This window comes from Slackia sp. (genome assembly GCF_977041755.1).
Window position 1 is genome coordinate 1 of the sequence record NZ_CDRRGL010000184.1, and the last position, 2,866, is coordinate 2,866.

3 protein-coding genes are annotated in these 2,866 nt (G+C 57.7%); all 3 read right to left on the reverse strand.

What is annotated here, in order from left to right; translation table 11 throughout:
• Positions 1-178, reverse strand: a 178-nt coding sequence (locus ACWI8T_RS09250; RefSeq protein WP_449138730.1) for a triose-phosphate isomerase, incomplete at its 3' end; no start/stop codon positions are given.
• 160 nt (positions 179-338) lie between these two features.
• Complete coding sequence (locus ACWI8T_RS09255; protein ID WP_419073385.1) at positions 339-1,523, reverse strand: phosphoglycerate kinase; 1,185 nt, start codon at positions 1,521-1,523, stop codon at positions 339-341.
• A gap of 285 nt (positions 1,524-1,808) precedes the next feature.
• Positions 1,809-2,810 carry a type I glyceraldehyde-3-phosphate dehydrogenase gene (gene gap / locus ACWI8T_RS09260; RefSeq protein ID WP_281669010.1) on the reverse strand — a complete coding sequence of 334 codons (1,002 nt, stop codon included), beginning with the start codon at positions 2,808-2,810 and terminating at the stop codon, positions 1,809-1,811.
• Positions 2,811-2,866: the final 56 nt, after the last annotated feature.

A 2,866-nucleotide genomic window follows, 5' to 3' on the forward strand; every position in this document is an offset into this window, starting at 1 on the left:
TGTCGAAATCGAGCACCGTGAACACCGAGCGCAAATCAATTGTCGGCGGGCACAACACCACGTCAACCTTGTTCCACTTGCGAGAATAGCGATTGGAAATGCCTTGGGAAAGCACCACGCTCTCGGCAGGCGTCTTATTCATTTTCCAGTTGCCGGCAATTAAAGGCTTGCGAGACATAGGATTCCTTTCGTTGAATCGCAGACGCTTTTGGACATGCCTTGGGTCTCGGCGTGCGGCTGGTGACGGCCGTCCGCACGAGCCGAACAGCCCAGTGGGCTGTTCGCGCGAGCTCAGGTATCGCGCCGCCACCAGGTGCACACCGAGACCCTCGGTAGGGTTATCGTAACGCTTCGACGCCGGGAAGCGGCTTGCCCTCAACGAGCTCCATGGATGCGCCACCGCCCGTGGAGATAAACGTCATCTCACTGGCGAGGTCGAACTTATTCACAGCAGCCACGGAATCGCCACCACCGATGATGGTCGCGGCTTCTTTGTTAGCGGCAACCGCTTCGGCCACAGCCTTCGTGCCATGCTCGAACGCCTTCATCTCGAACACGCCCATAGGGCCGTTCCAAAACACCGTTTTGCCTTCAGCGATAGCGGCAGCATAGGCGGCTTCGGTTTCGGGGCCAATGTCGAGGCCCATCATGTCGGACGGCATCGCATCGGCCGCGCAGCTCGCGGTATTCGCGTCTTCGGCAAATTTATCGGCAACAACCACATCGGTCGGGAGCAGCATCTTCACGCCGCGCTCTTCAGCCTTCTTGAGCATCTCGCCAGCGCGCTCGACCCAATCTTCTTCTTTGAGAGACGTGCCAACCTCATAACCCTGAGCAAGCAGGAAGGTAAAGCACATGCCGCCACCGATGATGATGGTGTCGGCTTTGTCGATAAGAGCGTCGATAACGCCGACCTTATCGGATACCTTCGAGCCGCCAAGGATCGCAACGAACGGACGCTTGGGGTCGTCGAGCATGCCGCCAAGCGTCTTCACTTCACCAGCCAGCAGGAAGCCCGCGTATGCAGGAAGCAATGCAGCAACGCCGGCCGTGGAAGCATGAGCGCGGTGGGCGGTGCCGAACGCGTCATTCACATACACATCGCCCAGCTCAGCAAGCATCTTGCAGAACTCGGGATCGTTTTTCTTCTCGCGCTTGTCGAAGCGGAGATTTTCAAGCACAACAATTTCGCCGTCGGAAAGCGCCGCGATCTTCGCCTTGGCGTCATCGCCCACGGTATCGGCGGCGAAGGCGACAGGGGCATCGATGAGCTCGCCCAAACGAGCAGCGGCAGGCGCAAGCGTGAACTTTTCCTCAAAGCCCTCGCCCTCCGGACGGCCCAAGTGACTCATGAGCACGACTTTCGCGCCGCCCTTTACGAGGTATTCGATAGTCGGCAGCGCCGCGCGAATGCGCGTGTCGTCGGTCACGACGCCGTCTTTGATGGGCACGTTGAAATCGACGCGCACGAGCACGCGCTTGCCAGCGACGTCAACGCCCTCGATAGTCTTGATGTCGGCCATAAGGAAACTCCTCATCAGTCAATTTCGATACATGGAACCTGTTAAATGCTCCGAGCATAAAACAGGTTAATAAACGGAGGTTTCGCTCGGGCGGAGGCTTCTGCGGAAGACCTCTGAGCTTCAAACGAGTTCTTCATATTAAAACGAAGCGAAGGAGTGAGGCGCGAAGCGAGCGAGGCGAGCAGTAGCCGAACGCGTCTTCCGCGGAAGCCTTCGTCCGAGCGAAACCGGGCTGGTCATACAAACAAAAAAGGCCGGAAACAAGTCCGGCCTTTTCCCAATAGCCTAAAGAAGAATCTTGGCCAGGTCTTTCACGCGGTTGGAATAACCCCACTCATTGTCGTACCAGGAAACGATCTTGACCAGGTCAGAATCGTCGCCCATGACCATGGTGAGGCCCGAATCGAAGATAGAAGAATGGTCGTCGCCCACGATGTCGACCGAAACGATGGGGTCTTCGGTGTAGGCGAGAATACCCTTGAGCGGGCCTTCGGCGGCAGCTTTCATGGCGGCGTTGATTTCTTCCTTGGTTACCTTGCGAGAAAGCTGCACGGTGAGATCGACCATGGATCCGTCAGGGGTGGGAACGCGGGTCGCGAAGCCGTCGAGCTTGCCCTTGAGCTCAGGGAGAACCAGAGCGACGGCACGAGCGGCGCCCGTGGTGGTCGGAATCATGGACAGCTGGGCAGCGCGGGCACGACGAAGGTCCTTATGCGGAAGGTCGAGGATCTTCTGGTCGTTGGTGTAGCTATGAATGGTATTCATGTAGCCGCGCTCAATGCCGAAGTTCTCGAGCAGCACCTTGGCAACGGGAGCCAAACAGTTCGTGGTGCACGAAGCGTTGGAAATGATGTTGTGCGCTTCCTTGTCGTAATCGCCGTCGTTCACGCCCATGACGATGGTGATGTCTTCGCCCTTGGCCGGGCACGTGATGACGACCTTCTTGGCACCAGCGTTGATATGCTTGGAAGCAAGTTCACCCGTCTTGAAGATGCCGGTGGATTCAATAACGACGTCGACGCCGAGCTCGCCCCAGGGCAGGTTCTCGGGATCGCGCTCGCAGAGCACCTTGGTGGCATGGCCGTCGGCCACAAAGCCGTCTTCGGTAACCTCGACCGTGTCGAATGCGCGGCCGTGGACGGAATCGTATTTCAGCAAATGGGCCATCGTGGGAATGTCGCCCAGGTCGTTAACCGCAACAACATCGAGCTCGGGATCGTTCGCCATCGCGCGATAGACGAGACGACCGATACGGCCAAAGCCGTTGATGCCAACCTTGATTGCCATGTGCAAACCCCTTTCTTAGGTGCATTACTGCCTCGAATTATAGGTGAGAGCGATAA

Excerpts from the sequence above, each read along its gene's own strand:
- ACWI8T_RS09255 (WP_419073385.1), bottom strand. The coding sequence starts at position 1,523 with ATGGCCGACATCAAGACTATCGAGGGCGTTGACGTCGCTGGCAAGCGC.
- gap (WP_281669010.1), bottom strand. The coding sequence starts at position 2,810 with ATGGCAATCAAGGTTGGCATCAACGGCTTTGGCCGTATCGGTCGTCTC.